The organism is Patulibacter medicamentivorans, assembly GCF_000240225.1.
In the GTDB taxonomy this organism is placed as follows: domain Bacteria; phylum Actinomycetota; class Thermoleophilia; order Solirubrobacterales; family Solirubrobacteraceae; genus Patulibacter; species Patulibacter medicamentivorans.
Map to the genome: position 1 here is coordinate 12,281 of NZ_AGUD01000054.1, position 14,735 is coordinate 27,015.

The window sequence follows — 14,735 nt, forward strand, 5'->3', positions numbered from 1 at the left end:
GGCTCGACGCCGAGGGCGGGCTCGGAGACGCGGGAGAGGCCACGTGTTGCAGGGTAGAGCGGCGGAGCGGACGGGCACGCCACTCGCCGGCCGCTCGGGTGGACCTGATCAGCCGCGTCGGAGAGGATGCCCCGGTGCCCGCCCTGCCGTTCCCCCGCCCGCACCGCCGCCGCGCGACCAGACCGATCGCCCTTCAGCGGCAGGTGGCCGGGTCCGGGATCGGGACATGAGCCGGATCGGCGCGGTGCTCGGCCTGCTCGGGGCGGCGCTGATCGGCGTCGCGCTGCTGCTCGGGCCGCCCGATCAGGGCATCGAAGGTGCCTACTTCGCTCGCTCGATCGAGTCGGGGGCCTACGCCGGGGTCTACGGCTTCGGGCCAGTGACCCGTTGGGAGGTGCTGGACCCCAGCTACGGCAACTTCTGGGCCGGCGCCGGCATGGCCCTGCTGATCGCGGGGATCGTGCTGTTGGTGGTGGCTCGCGTTCGGCGGGGGTAGCCGTGCTGCTCACGGGCCCTCGCCTACGCGGTGGCGCGAGGCGCGTACGGCCGGTGCCACTAGGACCGACGCCGCCCGGCCAAGAACGCCGCCGCGAGCGTTGCCGTCGTGGCAACCACGGCGAGTCCCACCGCCGCATACGCGGCATCGAGCGTCCGAAACTCGATCACGCCCCAACTCGGGTTCGTCGCGTTCGCCACCGCGACCGCCACCAAGGCAAGCCCGGCCAACGCCGCATGTCGGCGAACGTCCTGTGCCCGTCCCGGGCGAACGATCACGAGCAGCGCGATGCCGACCACGGCTGCCAGCAGCAGCACCTCCAGGACAGCCGGCCAGAGGAACAGGAACGCGTCGTCCTGGAACGGCCCCCTGCCCTCGCCCGGCTTGCCGTGGAAGTAGACGTCGGGGCGGTACGTCGTCAGGTAGTCCTCGCTGTAGCGCGCAGCCGCGCGCGGCAGGAACATCGTCACCAGTTGGGCGATGCTGGCGACCACGCCAACGACGGCGAGGCCGCGCGTCATCGCAGTGATAGAGGCATCGCGGCACTGCGTTCACTGTTGCGCCGCTCGCTCCCGCGTATTCGGTCCCATGCGCTCGCGGGCCATCGGGTGGTCCCGGAGTCCGCTGGGGTCAGCGATCCCGCGATGACCCAGATCGTCAGCGCGAGGGCGTTCAGGAGTCGACGCCGCAGCGTCATTCGACGTAGTCCTCGAACTCCCAATAGGCAAACCGACCGATCTTGGCGGCCACCTCGGCCCAATCGGCGCCCTCGCAAGTGGCGACACGTCTCCGAACGTGCGCCTCGATCAGCGGCCAGTCGTACCACTCGACGATTAGGTGATGGCGGCCGGCGAACACGCCATCCTTGCGGACCTGGTCGGTCATCCAGCTCAAGCTGCACACGGTGAGGTCAAAGGACTCCTCGCCGGGACCATCATCTGGGCCGGCGAGGATGCGTAGCCCGAGCGACCATCTGTCGTCCTCGGGAGCCCAGCTGGGCAGGTCATCGACGTCGACGCTCATCAGCGATCGAATAACGGCCTTCATGGGGTCATGTCCGTGATGTCGAGGTGTCCGTTGCCGAAAGGCTTCCCCTTCCGCTCGCTTCTCCAGTACTCGAAGTTTGCCTGATACGTGCTCTCGCGTGGCTTCCACGTCGGCGGCCGGAAGGTCCGAAGACCGTCACTGCTGACTAGCGTCTTGCCGTCGCTGGCGACCCGGTAGCCCTCACCCACCCACGTTTCGCCAGCTCGCGTCGCCTGCGAGGCCGTTCCGGAACCAAGGCCGTAGTTGCCCTTGCCCTTGACGGCGTCTCGCACGATCCCGCTGAGGACCGGCCAGTCGTCTGCGGCCTTTGTGGCACCCGCGATGGCGTCATCAGCATGCTCTGCAGCCTCGTCCGCGAGCCGAGCCCCGCGCCCGAGCTTGCCCGCAGCACGGACCGCAAGTCGCCCGATCGGGCCCGCGGCCAAATAGCTCGCAATGGCGATCGTGCAATCGGCGCGGCTTCCGTCGCAGGTGGCCAGCTTGAGAAGCCCCATGAGGAACTTGTCGCCGCCGTCGTCGCCGTAGGCAAAGCACATCTGCGGCTGTCCGCCGCCCATCGAGCACGCAGCGCGATCGGTGAAGTAGGTCTTTCCGCCAAACGCCTCGGTGCGCGCGACGGCCGCCCTCCGAGCGGTCGTCTGGTTGCGATTCCGATCCAGCGTCGCGACGGCCTCCGCAGCAGCCTTCGCCGGAGATGCAATGGGTAGATCCGCCGGAATCCGCCGCACGGGAACGGTGGGGTCGATCTCGTGAGTCCCCGGAATACCGCCCTTCTGCGGGTGGCCATACGTCTCGCGCGACCCGCCCCGAGGAGCCGTGACGGTCGCACCCGTCGTCAGCTGACACTCACGCACCGTCATTCCCGGTCCGCAATGCCCGTCGTACTCCGCCCTCGTGGAGGGATTGCCCGCCGTGAACACATAGCGACTGCTCGTCAGCGGGTCCATCGCAAGCGCAAGGTCCCCACCCGGATCCTGGTACCGATCCTGCTGCAGGAACTGCCCCAAGCCCGCGTCGTACGCCCGCGCCTGCATGTCGTAGACACCAGTCGCCGCGTCGACGTAGAAGCCCTGGAACCGGAACGGGTTGTCCCTCGCCTCGTCCGACAGGCCGTTCTCCGGCTTCACCAACGCCCCGTACGGATCGGAGTCGTAACGATCGTCGGTATCGACATCACCGGTCGAGGGCGACTCCAGCCCGACCACCGAGCCCTGCGCGTCGGTGTCGTAGGAACGCCACGACGGCGACCCCGACGACGGACGCGACAGCTGACCCAGACGCTGACCCGTCGACGTGTACTCGTACGTCTTCGCCTTGCCGTCGGTCTCCTTCTCACGCGTCAGCTGCTGCCCCAGCCCCAGGTAGCTGTAGTCGAAGACCTTCAGGTCCACCGACGACGCCTGCTGCGCACACGCCGCCCGAGCCTTCTGGAACGCCGTGGTGTTGTCGTCGCCCTCACCCGGATCCTGCGAGCTGTCCAGACCCGTCAGACGCCGATCGCGCCGATCGAGGCCGTCGTAGCAGATGACCTGGTTCTTCTGGAGCGTCCCGCTCCCGGTCCCATGCGGATCGTCGTCGGCGTGATCGCGCTTGCGCGTGGCGACCATCCGCTCGAACGTGTCGTAGGTGTTCTGCGACTCCAACCGCCAGCTGGTGGTCGGCGTCAGGTTCGCCGGGCAGTCGCCCGCCGACCCGGTCAGGTCGCCGGCCGACGTCTGCTTCTTGCGCAGCGCCGCCGTCTGCGACCCCATCGGGTCATAGGCGTAGCAATCGGTCTGGTAGGCCGGGTCCGGCAGCGCGTCCTCTGGCGGAATTCCGGGCGGGATGTGCTCGGCCGACGGCACGGTGATCGTCTGCCGCGAGCGGGTCAGGCGATCGCCGACGAAGTCGTTCGTGGTTTCGACCTCGGTCTTGATGACCCCGTAGTCGGTGGCGCTCCCGCCAACGTTGTCCGAATCCTCATCGATCCAGATCTCCTGCGTCGCCGACCGCTGCCGACCGGAGCCGTCCAGCCCATAGGTGACGGTCTTGCCGGGATCCTTCTCCGTCTGGGCCGGCATCCCGCCGTCCTGCTTGCGCCGCTCCCACTTGGTCAGCTGATCGCGCGCGTTGTAGTGCTCGATCCCGCGCTCGTCGTTGGTGCGGTTGCCGTTCTCGTCGTAGGCGTAGGTCGTGGTGCGCGTCGAGCCGGCGGCCGGGTCGACCTGGCGCTCGCGGATCAGCCCGGCGGTGTCGTAGTACCGCGACTCGACGGTGTGGTGATCGCCCGCCGCGGTCGTCTTCGGCTTGACGACCTGCCGCTGAGCGCCCGAGGGCCAGTAGCGCAGCGACGTCGTGCGGTCCGCGGCGCCGCTGTCGTCGCCGTCGGTCCAGACGCTGACCGCGGTGTTGCGATCCAGCTCGTCGTAGCCGTACGTGGTCCGCGTACCGTTGGTGTACGTGGCCAGGTCGAGGTCGTCCGGGTCTTGCGAATCAGCCACCAGTCGGCCGTCGGTCTTAACCGAGGCGATCAGGTTCGGCGTCTTGTCGACGTAGTCGTAGACCGTGTCCTTGCCGCTGGACCACTCCTCGTCGACCTTCACCGGCCGGCCCGCACGGTCGCGGAGGATCGACGTACGGCGCTTGTCGAGGTTCGCCTCGTCCGGATCGCTGTCGGCCTGGGCCTTCTCCTCGCACTGGCCGGTCAGGTCCTCCGGGCTGTGGTGCGACCAGTCCGTCATCTGCCGCAGCGCGCCGGAGCGGTCGTAGCGATAGCTGTAGATCTGCTCCTCGGTGACCGTGTCGCTCGGCGTCCTCCGCAGGCCGCAGCGCGCGCGCATCTGGCCCGACGGCCAGAACGTCGTGTTGACCGACCGCAGGCCGTTGGGCGCGTTCCACTCGGTCTGATTGCCCTGGCGGTCGTACTTGAACTCCATGTGGATCGACGGCCCGTTGCCCTGCAGGTCGTTGGTCGTCGTATCGTGATCCACCCGGCGTCGTTGTGCTGGATCAGCGTGTCGTGCTCGGCCCCGGGAGCACCTGGATCGCCGGTCTTGTCGTCGTAGATCCCGACGACCCGCTTCAGCAGACCGCGGCCGGTGTAGTCGTAGCGCTGGCGCCAACGCACGCGGTTGCTGGCGTTCTGATCGGCGTCGCCGGCGCCCCACGGCAGGTTCCGCGCCTTCAGCAGGCCCTCGTCGTCGTACTCCAGGACCTCCGCGTTGCGGGCCTGCTGTCCGTCGCGCGGGAAGCCCGGAGCGTCCGGCTCGAGCGGCCGCTTGTTGCTGTCGACGCCCTTCGGCTTCACCGTCCGGCGCAACCAGCCGTTGCCGTCGTACTCCGTCACCGTCGTGTGCGCGTCGCTGCCGTCGCCGACCGTGGTCGTCCACGGCAGGTCGCGACCGTCGTACTCCCGGACCTGCACCTGCCGCGCGACGCTGCCGGTCGGCGAATCGGCCGCGCCCGGCGCCTCGACCCGCGTCAGGTTGCCGTTGCGGTCGTAGGTCGAATCGGTGACCAGCGTCTGCGGCGTGCTCGTGGCGCCGTCCCTGTCGGTGGCCTTCGCCTCCTCCTTGATCACGCGACCGCCACCGTCGCGGGTGTAGGTCGTCGCGTAGTCGTCCGGGTCCCGGCCGGTCCCCACGTATGCCTGCGGGCGGATCGCCTTGACGACCAGGCCGTCCTTGTCGTAGCGCTGCGTGGTCTTCGACCCCGAGGCGTCGACCGTGTCGACGGGCCGATCGACCGCGTCGAAGGTCGTCACGACCGTGCCGGTGCTGGTCCCGCCCTTGTCGGTGTCGTAGGCGTCGTCCTTGGACGGCAGCTCCTGCCGCAGGACGTTGCCGTTGCGGTCGTAGGCCTGCTTCGTCACCGGGCGCACGCACCCGGGCTTGGACGGATCGCAGTTGGCCGGCGAGCTCTGCGACACCAGGCGGTCGTACTCGTCGTAGTCGCTGATCGTCCGCTGGCCCGCGGGGTCGATCGTCGCCCGGACGTTCCCGACCGCGTCGTACTGCCACTGCATCTGCAGGTCCGGCGCCCCCGACTTGTACGGGACGTCGCGCCCGACCAGACGCCCGACGGCGTCGTAGGAGAGCGTCTGGGTGATGAACTCCTCGGGCTCGTTGGCGGCCGGGGTCTTGTCGTCCTGACTGCTGACGCGGTTGAGTCGCAACTCGTCGTCGTAGCCGAGGCTCGTCTCGCCCGCGCGCGGCAGCACGTCCGGCAGATCCTGGGGCTTCACGTCCCCGAAGTCGCCCTTGCCGTCGGTCGACGGCAGATCGCCGGCGGTCTGCGTGCTGGGCGCTGGATCGTCCGACGTCCGCTCGCGGACCGCGCTGCTCGCCTGGTCGTAGATCCACCACGACGGACGGGTCGTCTTCGCCAGCTCGCCCGTGTCGAGGAACTCGTTCGCGAAGGTCTTGCCGCGCCCGTCGACCACCGTCAGCGGATCGCCGACGTCGCTGAGCTGCGTGTACCGGACCACGATCGGCGAGCCGTACTGATCGGTCCGCCGCGGCAGCTCGCGCGCCTTCAGCTCACCGGTCTGCCAGTACGCCAGCCGCGTCACGAACCCGTCGGCGCCGCCACCGTCGTTGCCGCGCGGAGCCGTGATCGCGTACGGGGTGCCGTCGTCGCGGCGCTGGTACGTGGTGTCGGCCGTCACCACCGTCCCCGCGCCCGGCGCGCTGAACGGGTCCTTGCGCCTGCTCAGCTGTCCGGCGTCGTCGTACTCGTAGCTCGTCTTGCGCCCCGCCGGCGTGGTCGTGTCGCGCAGGTCGTTCTCGTCGTAGCCGTAGTGCGTGTTCAAGCCGACGGTGTCGTCGGTCTCGGTCCCGGACTTGACCGGGTTCTCGGTCGCGTCGGTCAGCCGGTCGAACGCGTCGTAGACGTACAGCTGCCGCTGCAGCGCCGAGTCGCGGGCGTTCGCCTCGGCGTCCTGCATCGACCCGTCGCCGTTGGTCTTCGCGTCGGCCTCGGCCACGACATTGCCGCGCACGTCGTAGGCCCGCGACGTGGTGATCGCGGCCTGCCCATCCGGTCCCGGCGTCGCCGCGTCGCGCGTCTGGACGGTCGCCTCGTCGAACTCGTTGTAGGCCCAGCGGGTGCGGTGCCCGGCGCTCGTCGGGCTACCGAGCGGGTCGCTGCGCAGCTCGAGGTTGTCGACCGGGTCGTAGCGGTAGCGCGTGATCTCCTGCGTGGCGGCCGCGGTCCCGGGTTGCGCGTCCGAGGACCCCGGGTCGTAGTGCGCGACGGCGTCCGAGCGCTCCTCCGTCACGCGATCGGTCGCCGTGTAGATCGCCTCCGACACGTGACCCTCGGCATCGCGCTGCTTGGTCGGGTTGTCGTTCTGGTCGTAGGTCGTCGCCGAGACCCGGAAGCGATCGCTGCCCGCGGTCTCCGGCAACGACGAGCGCTTCGGGATCGCCTGCGTGACCTGGCGGTCCAGCGCGTCGTAGCTCCAGCGCGCCACGAACTTCGGTCCCGAGTACCGCGCCTCGATCTGCGGGGTCCCGCCCACGGCCGCGACCGGATCGCCGCTCGCAGCCGCGACGGTCTCCTTGAACGGCGGATCGGCCGACGCCGGCGCGTACGCCGGGTCGGACCGCGGATCGGCCAGCAACCTGACGTTGCCGACCTCGTCACGGAACGTCCGCCACTCCTTGCCGCGCGCGTCGACGCGCTTCTGCGGGCTGCCGTTGCCGTCGAACGTGCTCCACGACTCCGAGACGACCGTCGCCTCGCCCTCGTCGGCGTTGAGCGACCCGCGATCGCTCGCCGACCCCCACAGACGGGTTCGGTGGGCCGTCATGAGCCCGCGGCCGTTGAAGTCGAACTCCTCGTGCCCGCGCGCCGGACGATCGATCGTCCGCACGTCGCCCACGTTCGGGGTGGCGCCGTAGCCGTAGCTCGTCGTCCTCGGTCCCCGGTCGCCCGGATTCGTGCCCAGTGGGAACCACCGCGTCTCGCTCGTCAGGTCGTAGACGAACGAGTAGTCCGTGTCGTGGTTGGCGGTGTCGGCCGGATCCCCGGTCCCCGTGATCGTGCCCGAATGGGTCTGGTAGCCCCAGAACCGCTCGCGCGCCTGCCCGCCGCTGGCGGCGTGGTCGCCGGCATGCTGGACCTGCTGCTGCAGCTGCCCAAGGGATCCCCAGCTGTAGTCGGTGGTGACCGCCTTCGCGGGCTCGTTGGCGCCCGCGGTGACGTAGTCGACGTAGTTGTCGTCGGTCCACGCTTGAACCGTCTTGCGCGGCGCCGCGGCCGCCTCGTTGGTGCCGCTCGTCGCGGGATCGTCGACGCCCTGGGTGAGCTCGGTCATCCGCCCGGCGTCGTCCATCGCGATCCGGTCGACGTGGCCGCGGGCGTCGCGAACGCGCGTCACGCGGGTGCCGCCCGCGGGAGCGTCGAACGAGTAGGTCGTCCGTCGCGATCCGGACGACGACGAGCGGTCGTCGACCGAGACGACCTTCTGCCGGTTCTCGTAGAGGCCGAGCGCGCCGAGCAGGCTCTCCAGGACCGATTGGATCGGGTCGGCCGTCGTCGCGTAGGCGACGTCGGTGTCGTGGCCCCGCGGGTCGGTGATCCGGTTCAGGTAGCCGGTCTCGACCGGGATCGGCGACGTCAGCTGCAGGTAGCCGAACGACCAGTTGCGCCGCTGCTCGGCGACCGGAGCGTTCTCGGCCACCGTCAGCGACGTCAGGCGCTGGTTGCCGTCGTAGCCGAGCTTCGTGACCCGGCGCTGTCCGCCGATCAGCTTGCGATCGCGAACCGCGACGAGCAGGTTCGGGTTGAAGTCGCTGTCGCTCGGACCCGACTGGTCGTCGTAGGTCAACGTCCACGCGCGGTCGTCGGCCGCCGTCGGCGGGATGTTGCTGAGGTCGGTGGCGCTCAGGCCGGCCGCGTCCACGACGCGCTTCAGGCGCTTCGTGCAGATCGGGGTGAACCCGCAGCCCGCCAGCCCGACCTGGGTCTCGTACTCCAGGTGCAGCCTGTTGTGGTGGCGATCCTCGGTCCAGCTCGGGTAGCCCTCCGCGTCGAAGAAGAACGTCGTGCCGTCGGGACGGGTCGCCGCCCAGCGCCGGTCGCTGTCGGTGGTCGAGTAGCGCCGCAGCTCCAACTCGACGCCGGCGGGCGGCGTGAAGCGGACCCCGGCCTTGGAGCTGTCGCGCTCGAAGACCTGACGCGTCCCGTCACCGTCGGTCAGCGTGATCCTCTTGGCGCCGGCGCCCGCAGCCAGGTCGCCGAGGGGCACGCCGAGGTCGTTCTGGATCCACAGCGGCTCGTTGACGCGGGTGATCGAGCCGAGCTGGAGGCTGAAGCCGCGGCCGGCGACCCCGTAGCCGAACGCGCCGCCCTTCAACAGCGCCGGCAACAGCCCCGACGGCTCGAGGCTGTTGTAGGTCAACCGCATCACCGTGTCGAGCCCGACGCCCGGGTTCGACACCGGCGTCACCGACCACAGCGCGTTGCCCGTCGCCAGGTTGACCCGCAGGTTGCTCCCCGCGCCCGTCGCGGTCGTGTCGTAGGTCATCCAGTCCTCGAACCCGAGACCGCGCTCCGGCGTCCGCGACACGTCGCTGGGCGGCGTGGCCCCCGCGTCGTACATCACCGCCACGTCGAAGGCCTGGGTGGCCGTGTGCGACGCCCCGCCGACCAGGTCGACGACGGTCACCTCGACGCGATGCTTGCCCGCGCTGAGTCCATCGGCCGAGATGTCGAACTGGTGCTCGGTCGGGCACTGCGTCGCCGTGCAGGTCGGCTGCGTGACCGTGACCGGCTGGCCGTCGACCTTGACGGTCACCGTCTTGACGCCCGAGTACTGGTCCTTCGCCTTGACGCTGATCTTCGTCGGCGCGCTGCTGCCCGCGGGAGCGGCGGGACGCACGACCTGACCCGGGTTCAGCTGCTCGATCGTCGGCTTGGACTTGTCGACCTTGACCGGGACCGCCAGCGTTGCCTGGTTGTCCATCAGGTCCTTGCCCGTCAACGTCACCGTGTTGGCGCCCTCCGGCAGCGCGGCGCTGTTGACCTGGGTGCTCAGCGTCTGCGGGCAGCGGTTGTTGCGATCGCCCTGGTTGCCCGTGGTCGGCGTCCCGCGATCGTCCCGCGGGTTCAGCGCGGTGCTCATGCAGGCCGGGGTCGTCGCCGACTGGGTCGCCATCCCGGTCGCGGTCGCCTGCAGCGACACCGATCCCAGGCCGTAGTCGGTCGACGTCGCCGTGAACGTCGGTCCGGCATCGACCCATCCGGCCGGCTGTCCGGTGGCCGAGACGTGCGGCGCGACCTGCTCGCTCATCCGGATGATCGACGAGCCCAGGAACGCCAAGCCGTTGCTCGTCGGCTTGCCGATGCCGTTGGACAGCCCGAACACCGCCAGGTTGCCCGGCCGTCCCGACGTCGGATCGCTGCCGCCCCAGCCGAACGGCTGCGTCATCCCGTGCGAGCGCTGGCTGTAGGTGACGGGGTTCCACGCCTGTCCCTCGGCCGCGCAGTTCCTGCGCCCGAACGCCCCGCCGTACTGCGTGTACGGACCCGCCGTGGTGTCGGTCGCGGTCGAGTTCTTCCACCAGGCGCTCTCGAACGCGCCCGCCGGCAGGCTCGTGTTCCGCGGGTCGTAGATGCCCTCCTGCATGCAGCTGCCCGTGCCGCCGGCCGGCGCGTGCGCCACGTAGCCGAAGTCGACGTTGGTGATGTGGGCGGCCTCGTCGATGTGCGCCGGATCGCCCGGAGCCCGGAAGAACCACTCGCCCCAGGTGCCGTTCGGATAGGTGTTCGCCGTCGTCGAGTAGATCGTCAGGCCGAACCCGTAGTAGCCCTGCCCGTTGACCGACGGATAGAACCCGGCCGGCGCGTTGGTCGCGAACTCCCAGCCGGCCCGATCGGCCGGGGTCCCCGACACCCAGTACCGCTGATCCTCGACCAGCGACGGATCCACGACCACCGGAAACTGGATGGCCGGATCGTCGAGGTCGACCGAGATCCGCATCTCGCGACCCACGAGCCGCCAGTCGACCTGCACCGGAGTGCCGTTGGCATCGGCCGCGATCGGGGCCTGCAGGCGACCGATCACCGTCTTGCCGCGGACGACCTCGGCGCCCAGCCGGTGCTCGCCCTCGCGCACCTCGTCGACGTCGCCGACGATCCGCATCGCCAGCCGGGTCGAGCTGCGCCCGGACCGCAGCACGAACATCCCCTGGCTGCCGCCGGCGGTCGCCGCCGTCACGTAGTCCAGGTCGCGAGCCGCGTTGGGGACGATCGCCTTGTCGCCCGACAACGTGGCGCCGTCGCCACCGAGCGCCTGGCCGTCAGCCAGCGGGACGACGCCGAACTTCGACTCGGTGAACCACGTTCCCGCGTCCTCCGGCAGCGCGCTGCCGGCACCCAGCCGACGCGCGATCCGGTACCGCGACGGCGCGTTCTCGGCGGCCACGTTCTCGCCGCGAGCCTCGACCTGCGTGCTCAGCGGCTCCAGCGGCGCATCCGCCGCGTCCGTCGTCGGCACCCGCAGCGGCAGCGTCGACTGGACCAGCTGCTTGCGGCGCTGGCCGCCCTCCTCCTGCACCAGCGCCTGCGAGCCACCGCCGATGTAGCGCTTGACCCGCTCGCCCTTCTTCGCGTCGAGCTGCGCCGTGACCTTGCGCCCGACGAGTCCCGCCAGGCGCTTGCGCAGCGCCCGCAGCGCCTCGTCGTCGGACAGCCCCGCCAGCTCGCGCGGGCCGACCCGCTCGGCCTCGGCCACCCGCTTGCGATCCGCCTCGGCCTGACGGTCGATGAACTCCTGCACGCTCTGCAGCTGCGGCGCCCCGCTCGTTGCTGGTCGCTCGCCCTGATCGTCAGCCGCGATCGCGATCCCGCCGACGGCGCCGAGGGACGCGATCCCGAGACCCAACGACAGAACGACCGCACGTGAACGACGCAGCACCGCGCACCCCTCGAAGACCTGATGGACAGGCGGCCCCGGCACGCAACCAGAGCCCTCCCTCTCGCGCCAACAGCGCTTGGAGGGGCCAACCTAAGAGGGATGTGTACGCCTGTCAAGACACGCGCTCCCATCTGGACGAATGACCGTGCGCGGGTGCCGCGAGCGCGGACGGCCCGCCGGACGACCACCGTCCGCCAGGTCCGGCCGGTGCTGGATCACGCGGATCAGAGCGGCGACGCAGACGCGCGCGTCGCCGAGCGCACCTCGAGCGCCCGCGACCGATCGTCCCCGGAACGCCGAAACCCCCGCAGAGCGAGGGCTTCGAGAGGTACCGCTACCGGGATTCGAACCCGGGTTTCCGCCGTGAGAGGGCGGCCAGGGGCAGGTTTCATCGAGCATAACTGCCTGCAAATCGCCATATTCCGCGCTCAGCTGAGCCAGGGTCGACCCCTTCTCGACCCCTCGCCGCACGGGCGCACGTGGCCTCGCCACCCGGCGCGCAGTCGCGGGAAGTCGCAATAGCACAACTAGGTTCCGTCCACTTGCCCCCTTAAGGTGATAAGCACATGGCGCTCCCTGTGAAGACAACTGCCGACGACGTGGTCGCGATCGTCAAATACCTGAAGACAAAGCCCGCTGGCGCCTCCGTCGCCGACGGAAAGGCCGTCAGCGCGAAGATGGTCGACAGCAGAAAGCTGGCCGCCTACGGAACTTGGGGTGTAATCGAGCGGGAGGATGGCCGCTTGAAGCTGACCGAACGCGGGCGTCGACTCGCTCGCAAGCCCGACGAATCTGCGCCCGTTTTCGCGGAGATCATCGGCTCCGTGAAGCCCTATCGGTCCGCGGTGGAATGGGCGTACCACGGCAGCCACACGTCTATGGACACCAACGACGTCGCGGGGCATTGGTACGAGCATCACGTGGACTCCGTCGGGGCCGACGCGAGCGAGCACACGTTGCGGGACAACGCAGTTGCATTCTTCCACGTCGTTGCCGCCGCAAAACTGGGCACCCTCATGCTCGGGCGGGGCGGTAAGCCGACCCGAATCGATCTCGACGCCAGCGCGTTGGCAAAGTTCATTGAGAACGAGGGGGCCGTTCCGGACGAGGATCCCACCGAGCCGGCGACTCCTACGGACGACCCGGAACTCCCGGCCTTCGCGCGACCCCCGGCGGACCCTGCGATCGAGAAGCCGGAAGAACCCGGCAAGCCGGAAGCCGCGATTGAGGTCAACAGGCGCGTCTTCATCACGCACGGGAAGGACAAGAAGATTGTCGGCCAGCTCAAGGAGCTATTGACCTACGGCAAGTTCGAGCCGGTGGTCTCGGTGGAGCGGGAGTCGGTTTCCCAGCCGGTGCCCAACAAGGTGCTCGACGACATGCGGTCTTGTGCCGCGGCGGTCATCCATGTCGGCGCCGAGCAGGTCCTGAAAGACGCCGACGACAAGGACGTGACTGTCCTCAACCCGAATGTGCTGATCGAGATCGGCGCAGCGATGATGAAGTACGGTCGCAACTTCATCCTTCTGGTGGAGGAGGGCACGGACCTCCCGTCGAACTTGCAGGGCCTCTACGAGGTGCGCTACTCGGGCGACGGCCTGGACCACACCTCCACCATGAAGCTGCTGAAGGCGTTCAACGACTTCGACTGACCGCGAGCTACCCAACTCCCGGAGACCGGAGGTTCGCGGTGCTCGCGGGTCGGGGCGGGGCGGGGCAGCCCCCAGGCGCGCGGCCAGGTCGGCGTTGCGGTCTGGGGCCAGGTGGGCGTACTGCTCCGTCGTGGTGACGCTGGCGTGCCCCAGCCACACCTACTGCATCTAAGAGGCGACCGACCCCCGCCGACCCCCCGTTGCGTGTCGCCCCCAGGAACGAGAAAACCCCGCGTTAGCGGGGCTTTCTTGAGGTACCGCTACCGGGATTCGAACCCGGGTTTCCGCCGTGAGAGGGCGGCGTCCTAGTCCCCTAGACGATAGCGGCGCGGGGAGGGGATTTATAGCAGCGGGCGGCGCGGTGCGTCGGCTCGTGAATCGGGCTCGGCGAGACGTCGTCGGGCCGGGGTCATGCGCTATGGTGCTCGTCCCCGTGAGTCCTCGTGGTTCGCGGGTGCCACGAGCGGATGTGGCGGAATTGGTAGACGCGCACGGTTCAGGTCCGTGTGGAGGCAACTCCGTGGAGGTTCGAGTCCTCTCATCCGCACTGGTCCGAAGGCCCCGCCACCAGCGGGGCCTTCTGCGTTCCCGGGGCCGAAAGTTCGTGGTCGCGCCCACGATGCCGCCGCGGCCGCCGCGGGCGATGCTCGCCATCCGTCGGTGCCAGGACGTGGCCGACGACTCGAGGGCCGGACGACCTGGTCGATAGCCCCGAGACGCCAGGCGGCGCGAGGGTCCCTCTCCCCCTCGCGCCGCCGCGCGTCAGCGGGCGCGCAGCCGCGCCAGGTTGAGCCCGGCGATCCCGTCCCCGCGCTCCAGGTCCCGCCGCAGTGCCCGCACCAGATCGACGCGCTGGCGACCGGCCGGCAGCCGTCGCAGCGCCGGCAGCGCGTCGGCGCTGAGGTCGTCGAGGTAGTCGACGTCGATCCGCCCGTCGGCCGCGAAGCGCGCGACCGCGGCGTCGGCGATCCGCCCGTCGGGGTTGCCGAGCGAGAACCCGAGCACCCCCACCAGCGTCACCAGCAGGACCACCCGCGGCGCTCGCCGCGCCACCGCCGGGTGGGCGCCCGCCGCCAGCACGACGCAGAGCACGGCCGCCAGCCACAGCACGATCGCGTGGCCGCCGTAGCGGACGCGGGTCAGGCCGTAGGCGTCCTGGACCAGCTCCAGCCGCAGGTGGGCGCTGAGCAGCACCACCAGCGTCAGCGCGCAGAGAACGCCGAGCAGCCCGCGGACCGCGCGGTCCCGCCGCCGCGCCGCGACCGCGACGACGGCCAGCGTCAGCGCCGCCACCACCAGCAGCTGGACGAACCCCTGGCGCGCGTAGTCGCCGTAGCCGAGGCCGGTGGTCTGACGGACGTAGCCGGCGCCGCCGAACAAGACCCGCAGCTGGACGGCCACGTAGGCGGCGAACAGCAGCACCAGCGCGCCGATCGCGATCAGCAGCTCGGTGCGGCCCAGCGCCCGAGCGGCGTGCGGCGGCCCGGCGTCGTCTGATCGTCCGCTCGCGGACGGCCGTCCGGACGCCGCCGCCCCGAGGCCGGCCCGCGCCAGCGCCCCGGCGCAGCCGACGGTCGCCAGCCCCAGCGCCAGCCGCCAGAGCGCGTCGGCCGGATCGCGATCGATTCGCAGCAGCTCG

General features: G+C 70.1%; 7 protein-coding genes and 3 tRNA genes. 3 read left to right on the forward strand and 7 right to left on the reverse strand.

The features are described from left to right. Positions 1-226: 226 nt before the first annotated feature. Positions 227-496 carry a hypothetical protein gene (locus PAI11_RS06040; protein ID WP_007571971.1) on the forward strand — a complete coding sequence of 90 codons (270 nt, stop codon included), beginning with the start codon at positions 227-229 and terminating at the stop codon, positions 494-496. A 59-nt stretch (positions 497-555) separates the two neighbouring features. On the opposite strand, the gene PAI11_RS06045 is transcribed toward PAI11_RS06040, so the two are convergent. From PAI11_RS06045 to PAI11_RS26865, 5 genes are all read right to left on the reverse strand, one after another. Continuing rightward, complete coding sequence (locus PAI11_RS06045; protein ID WP_007571973.1) at positions 556-1,017, reverse strand: hypothetical protein; 462 nt, start codon at positions 1,015-1,017, stop codon at positions 556-558. A 172-nt stretch (positions 1,018-1,189) separates the two neighbouring features. Then, a complete protein-coding gene (locus tag PAI11_RS06050; protein ID WP_040598631.1) occupies positions 1,190-1,543 on the reverse strand; it encodes an immunity 8 family protein in 354 nt (117 codons plus the stop codon). Further along, positions 1,540-4,362, reverse strand: coding sequence for an RHS repeat-associated core domain-containing protein (locus PAI11_RS28385; RefSeq protein WP_040598633.1), 2,823 nt, complete (start codon positions 4,360-4,362; stop codon positions 1,540-1,542). Before PAI11_RS28385 ends, PAI11_RS06050 begins: the two co-directional genes overlap by 4 nt. Continuing rightward, the gene (locus PAI11_RS06060) at positions 4,260-11,444 is read right to left on the reverse strand and encodes an RHS repeat domain-containing protein (protein ID WP_138974133.1); all 7,185 of its coding nucleotides are present in this window, start codon (positions 11,442-11,444) and stop codon (positions 4,260-4,262) included. Before PAI11_RS06060 ends, PAI11_RS28385 begins: the two co-directional genes overlap by 103 nt. A gap of 329 nt (positions 11,445-11,773) precedes the next feature. Next, a tRNA-Ser gene (locus PAI11_RS26865) sits at positions 11,774-11,849 on the reverse strand. 161 nt (positions 11,850-12,010) lie between these two features. Here PAI11_RS26865 and PAI11_RS06065 point away from each other — a divergent pair. Next, positions 12,011-13,096 (forward strand): TIR domain-containing protein, encoded by a 1,086-nt coding sequence (locus tag PAI11_RS06065; protein WP_040598634.1) that lies wholly within the window; start codon positions 12,011-12,013, stop codon positions 13,094-13,096. Between the two features lie 255 nt (positions 13,097-13,351). Here PAI11_RS06065 and PAI11_RS06070 read toward each other — a convergent pair. Further along, positions 13,352-13,424: transfer RNA gene (locus tag PAI11_RS06070), tRNA-Glu, on the reverse strand. A 135-nt stretch (positions 13,425-13,559) separates the two neighbouring features. Between PAI11_RS06070 and PAI11_RS06075 the strand changes: the two genes are divergently transcribed. Beyond that, positions 13,560-13,643, forward strand: a tRNA-Leu gene (locus PAI11_RS06075). Between the two features lie 215 nt (positions 13,644-13,858). Here PAI11_RS06075 and PAI11_RS06080 read toward each other — a convergent pair. Continuing rightward, the coding region (locus PAI11_RS06080) for a DUF4153 domain-containing protein (protein WP_138974134.1) at positions 13,859-14,735 on the reverse strand (877 nt) is incomplete at its 5' end.